This is a genomic window from Clostridium polynesiense (assembly GCF_000820705.1).
GTDB lineage: Bacteria > Bacillota > Clostridia > Clostridiales > Clostridiaceae > Clostridium_AA > Clostridium_AA polynesiense.
Window position 1 is genome coordinate 1 of the sequence record NZ_CCXI01000068.1, and the last position, 5,013, is coordinate 5,013.

Genomic DNA, 5,013 nt, shown 5'->3' on the forward strand with positions numbered 1-5,013 from the left:
AGTTTACAATATTAATTTTTATATCAGCCTTTGTTATCATAACTTCATCCTCATCACTTAACTTTAAAGAATTCTGACCATCAGTAGTTAAAAATATATCCTGCTCAATCTTTTCAAATTTAATCTTTACTCTTTTACTACCATCTAATACTATAGATCTGAACATGTGTGTATGAGGGCATATAGGAGTAATTAATATATTATCCAAATCAGGATATACTATTGGTCCTCCTGCAGATAAAGAGTATGCGGTAGAACCTGTAGGGGTACTTATTATAATTCCATCCGCTGTATAAGCTGTATAGAGTTTCTCATCTACGTATATCTTAAATTTAAGAATCCTAGAAAGAGTACCTCTTGAAATCACTGCATCGTTTAATGCAAAGCCCGTTTCCTTTCCCGTACTGCATTGCAGCAGCATTCTCTTATTAATTATAAAGTCTCCAGATACCCATTTTTTAAAGTATGTAGGAAAACTCTTTAAATCACAGCTGCTTAGAAATCCTAAATGCCCTATATTCACACCGAATATAGGAACCTTAGAACCATAGATATATCCGGCTGTGTTTAATATGGTGCCATCACCGCCTAAGGCTAAGAGAACTTTTAAGCCATCTGATGCTTCTTTAGTTAATCCCATAGAGTTTTTAAAAACGGTAATATTAGAATCAGGTATAATATTTTTTATAGTATCCTGTACTTTGTTTAATATAACTCCTTCAGGGTCTTTAGAAACATTAACGTTTATTCCAATATTATATTTCACCATGTATCCTCCATTAATTATTCAATCCCTGATGAGATGCCTTTACTACTTCATTTATTGTATCTCTTGGAAATACTTTCGAATTACCATCTGTCTTAGTAAAGTGTATAAGATACTCTATATTTCCCTCAGGGCCTTTTATAGGTGAATAATCTATACCTTTAATTGTAGTGTTATTTTGTTCTAAGAACTCAACAATTTTACTAATAACTTCAATATGGGTACTTTCCTCTTTTACTACTCCCTTTTTGCCTACCTTTTCTCTTCCCGCTTCGAATTGAGGCTTAATTAATGCAACCACCTCACCCTGGTCAGTAAGGAGGTTTAATATTGGTGGTATAACCTTTGTCAGTGAAATAAAAGAAACATCAATACTTGTAAAATCAATATAATCCTCTATTTGATCCGAAGTTAGGTATCTAACGTTAGTTCTTTCCATGCATACTACCCTTGGATCAGTCCTGAGCTTCCAGTCAAGCTGGCCATATCCCACATCTATGGAATATACCTTTGATGCTCCGTTTTTAAGCATGCAGTCTGTAAATCCTCCAGTAGAAGCTCCTACATCCATGCAGATTTTATCTTTTAAAATTATATTGAAAGATTTCACTGCCTTTTCAAGTTTGAAGCCTCCTCTGCTTACATAGGGCATTTGCTCACCCTTATACTCTATCTCAGCATCTTCCTTTATTTTTTCTCCGCATTTATCTATCCTTATTCCGTCAACAAAAACCTTACCAGACATTATTCCGGCTTTTGCTTTTTCCCTAGACTCAAAAATTCCTTTTTCCACAAGAATTTGATCCAGCCTGATTTTCTTAACTGTCATAGATACCTCCTTATAACTAACAGAGCTTAATAACCTCATCACATATAGCTTCGGGGTCTAAATGGTGTAATTTATACAAAACTCCTGTTTCACCATGCTCTACAAATTCATCTTTATATCCCATAATAGTAATTTTACAGGTATGATCCAAGGTGTTTATATATTGAAGCACAGCGCTTCCCAAACCACCTTTAACTATATTGTCCTCTACTGTTATTATTTTGTAATTTTCTTTCACTAATCCTGCTATTAAATCCTTGTCAATAGGTTTTACAAAGCAGGCATTAATTATTAATGGATTAATACCCATACCTTCTAGTTTTTCTTTGGCCAATACCGCATGCTGTACCATTTTTCCAGAAGCAATTATAGCTATTTTTTCTCCATGTTTCACTACTTCCCAGTTTCCTAATTTAATATTTTCAATGCTTTTCATTTTAACTAAATCACAGCCTCTTGGGTATCTTATTGCAATTGGGAACTTTTGATTAATGCTCCACCTCAAAAGACTCTTTAATTCATCCATACATTTAGGTGCTGCTACTGTCATGTTAGGAATATGGGATAAGTAGGAAAGGTCGAAAATCCCCTGATGAGTTTCACCATCTTCTCCTACAATTCCAGCCCTATCTATGGCAAATACTACAGGAAGCTTCTGTATACAAACATCATGGAGTATCTGATCATAGGATCTTTGAAGAAAGGTTGAATAAACAGCAAAAACAGGTTTTAATCCTTCTTTGGCCATACCGGCAGCTAAGGTAACAGCATGCTGCTCTGCTATACCTACATCAAAGAATCTATCAGGGTATTTTTTAGAAAAATTTTTAAGCCCTGTACCATCAGGCATTGCTGCTGTGATTGCTACAACATTGCTATTTTCTTCAGCTATTTTCTCCATTTCCAATCCAAAAACTTTAGAATAGTTTTCTCCTGCTCCGCTTGCAGATATTTCTCCGCTTGTAAGGTCAAAAGGCCCCACACCATGAAATTTGTTTGGGTTTTCCTCTGCAAAATTATATCCTTTTCCTTTTTGAGTTATGGTATGAATAAGCACCGGTCCGTTAAGGTTCTTGGCTTGAGAAAGCATCTTAGATACCTCTTTAATATTGTGACCGTCTATGGGACCAAGATATTTTATACCCATTTCTTCAAAAAGCATACCAGGAACCACAAACTGTTTTATGCTGTCCTTTACCCTTTCTATGGAACTTACAAGATTCTTACCCAGAATAGTCTTTTCAAGAGTGCTGTTGAATTCGCTTTTTAACTTGTTATAGCTGGGATCAATTCTTAGATTGCTCAAATATGTAGATAATCCCCCTACATTTTTGGAAATAGACATTTGGTTATCATTCAATATAACTATTAGCTTTGTCTTATGAAATCCAACATCATTCAACGCTTCTAATGCCATACCTCCAGTAAGAGCTCCATCTCCAATTACAGCTATGACATTATGCTTTTCTTTCATAATATCTCTGGCTCTCGCCATCCCCAATGCTGCAGAAATCGATGTGCTGCTGTGTCCGGTATCAAAATAATCATAGGGGCTTTCAGCTCTTTTAGGAAATCCGCTTAAGCCTTTATACTTTCTCAGTTTATCAAATTGATCCTTTCTGCCTGTTAATATTTTATGCACATAAGATTGATGCCCTACATCCCATACAATCCTATCCTCTTGGAAATCAAATACATTAAATAAACTCAAAGTAAGTTCTACTACCCCTAAATTTGATGCCAGGTGTCCTCCTGTCTCAGATACCTTATCAATCAAAAATCTTCGTATATCCTCTGCTAAAAAATCAAGCTCCTTAATAGACATTTTTTTTATGTCTTCCGGAGATTTATATCTATCTAAAAATGTATACATAAGATTACCCCTATTTTAATAGTTTCTTTCTAATAAATATTTTGTTATCAGTAGTAAAGATTCAGTATCATACTTTAGAGAGGTCAGCTCTTTAATACATTCTTCCGTAAGCTCCCAGCACTTCTCCTTGCATTTATCAAGGCCTAATAAGCTTATATAAGTAAATTTATTATTATCTAAATCACTATGTGTATTTTTACCTAAAACCTGTGCATCTCCTTCAACGTCTAATATATCATCTTTAATCTGAAAGGCTAACCCTAACTTTTCTCCAAAGCTTTTTAAGGTGGTTATGTCCTCCTCAGGAGCATCTGCTAAAACTGCTCCTGCTAAAATTGATGCCTTTATAAGCTCCGCGGTTTTTTTGCTGTGAATATACTCAAGCTCCTCCAGTGTGGATTTCTTGTTCTCATTTAGAATATCTAGAGTCTGACCGCCGATCATCCCCTCGCAGCCTGCGCTTTCACCCACTATTTTAACTGCTTTTAATGCGTTTTTACCTTCTTTTAAGGCATAAGAAATCATAACATTGAAAGCTTCATTCAAAAGGCCATCTCCAGCTAATACTGCAATAGCTTCTCCATATACTTTATGATTGGTAGGCTTTCCTCTCCTTAAATCATCATCATCCATACATGGTAAATCATCGTGGATTAATGAATAGGTATGTATCATTTCTATTGCTCCTGCAAAAGGAAGTATTTTGCTTCCCTTTTCATTTTTAATCATTTCATAGGTCAGCATCATTAATATTGGTCTTATTCGTTTTCCTCCTATGTTTAAGCTATAGGACATGGAATCGTACAGAGTTTTATTAAATGTACCCTTCTCTTCAAAATACTGCTTCAAATAGGTATCTACATCATTTTTAATCTGCTGAAATTTTATCATCCTTCAAAATCCTCAATGGTATCTTTCTTTAGTATTTTTATTTTTTCTTCAGAATCTTTTAGGAGCATATAAAGCTTATTTGTAAGCATAATACCCTCTTCATACAGTTTCATAGATTCTTCCAGGCTTGTATTGCCTGTTTCCATTTTTTCTAAAATTCCTTTAAGTTTATCTATCATCTGCTCATAGCTTTGGCTTTTTTTAGGCATTATTCAATCTCCTTCTCTGCAGCAATAAATTTCCCATTTACAGTGCCATTATAAAATCTTAAGGTAGTTTCTTTATCAATTTCATAATCCTCTACAGATTTTATAATTTTGTTACGCTGATACACCACACTGTATCCCTTATTGAGCACGTTAAGTGGATTATAAGCATCTAAAAGATTTTTATAACCTTCTAAATCTAAATAGCCTTTATTTATTTTGTTTGCTATTATCCCCTTTAATTTATCATAACAATTATCAACTTCACTATATCTATGCACTATATAATTCATAGGATTATAGTTTTCCAAGGTTCGTTTATAAAGTTCCAGCATCCTATTTCCCTCTGATATGAATTCATTTATATTTTCATGAAGTTCTTCTTTAAGTTCAAATACCTCTCTAAAAAGCTCTTCCTGAGGCATCACAGCAATCTCAGCTGCCTGGG

Annotated in this window: 6 protein-coding genes; all 6 read right to left on the reverse strand. The window is 34.4% G+C overall.

All coding sequences use genetic code 11. The features are described 5' to 3' along the window. Positions 1 to 766, reverse strand: a 766-nt coding sequence (locus tag TA89_RS06310) for an NAD(+)/NADH kinase (protein ID WP_187119273.1), incomplete at its 3' end; no start/stop codon positions are given. A gap of 13 nt (positions 767 to 779) precedes the next feature. Then, positions 780 to 1,595 (reverse strand): TlyA family RNA methyltransferase, encoded by an 816-nt coding sequence (locus TA89_RS06315; RefSeq protein ID WP_040211860.1) that lies wholly within the window; start codon positions 1,593 to 1,595, stop codon positions 780 to 782. 16 nt (positions 1,596 to 1,611) lie between these two features. Continuing rightward, on the reverse strand, positions 1,612 to 3,468 hold the full coding sequence (dxs, locus tag TA89_RS06320) for a 1-deoxy-D-xylulose-5-phosphate synthase (protein ID WP_040211861.1): 1,857 nt from the start codon (positions 3,466 to 3,468) through the stop codon (positions 1,612 to 1,614). Positions 3,469 to 3,483: 15 nt separating this feature from the next. Beyond that, positions 3,484 to 4,356, reverse strand: coding sequence for a polyprenyl synthetase family protein (locus tag TA89_RS06325; protein ID WP_423219498.1), 873 nt, complete (start codon positions 4,354 to 4,356; stop codon positions 3,484 to 3,486). Continuing rightward, entirely contained in the window at positions 4,356 to 4,568 is a 213-nt protein-coding gene (locus TA89_RS06330) for an exodeoxyribonuclease VII small subunit (RefSeq protein WP_040211864.1), read from the reverse strand. Before TA89_RS06330 ends, TA89_RS06325 begins: the two co-directional genes overlap by 1 nt. Further along, positions 4,568 to 5,013 (reverse strand): exodeoxyribonuclease VII large subunit (locus tag TA89_RS06335; protein ID WP_040211865.1); only part of this gene is annotated, 446 nt, incomplete at its 5' end. The genes TA89_RS06335 and TA89_RS06330, both read right to left, overlap by 1 nt.

What these genes read in the sequence shown, in the direction of transcription:
- TA89_RS06315 (WP_040211860.1), bottom strand. Translation starts at nt 1,595, where the DNA reads ATGACAGTTAAGAAAATCAGGCTGGATCAAATTCTTGTGGAAAAAGGA.
- dxs (WP_040211861.1), bottom strand. Translation starts at nt 3,468, where the DNA reads ATGTATACATTTTTAGATAGATATAAATCTCCGGAAGACATAAAAAAA.
- TA89_RS06330 (WP_040211864.1), bottom strand. Translation starts at nt 4,568, where the DNA reads ATGCCTAAAAAAAGCCAAAGCTATGAGCAGATGATAGATAAACTTAAA.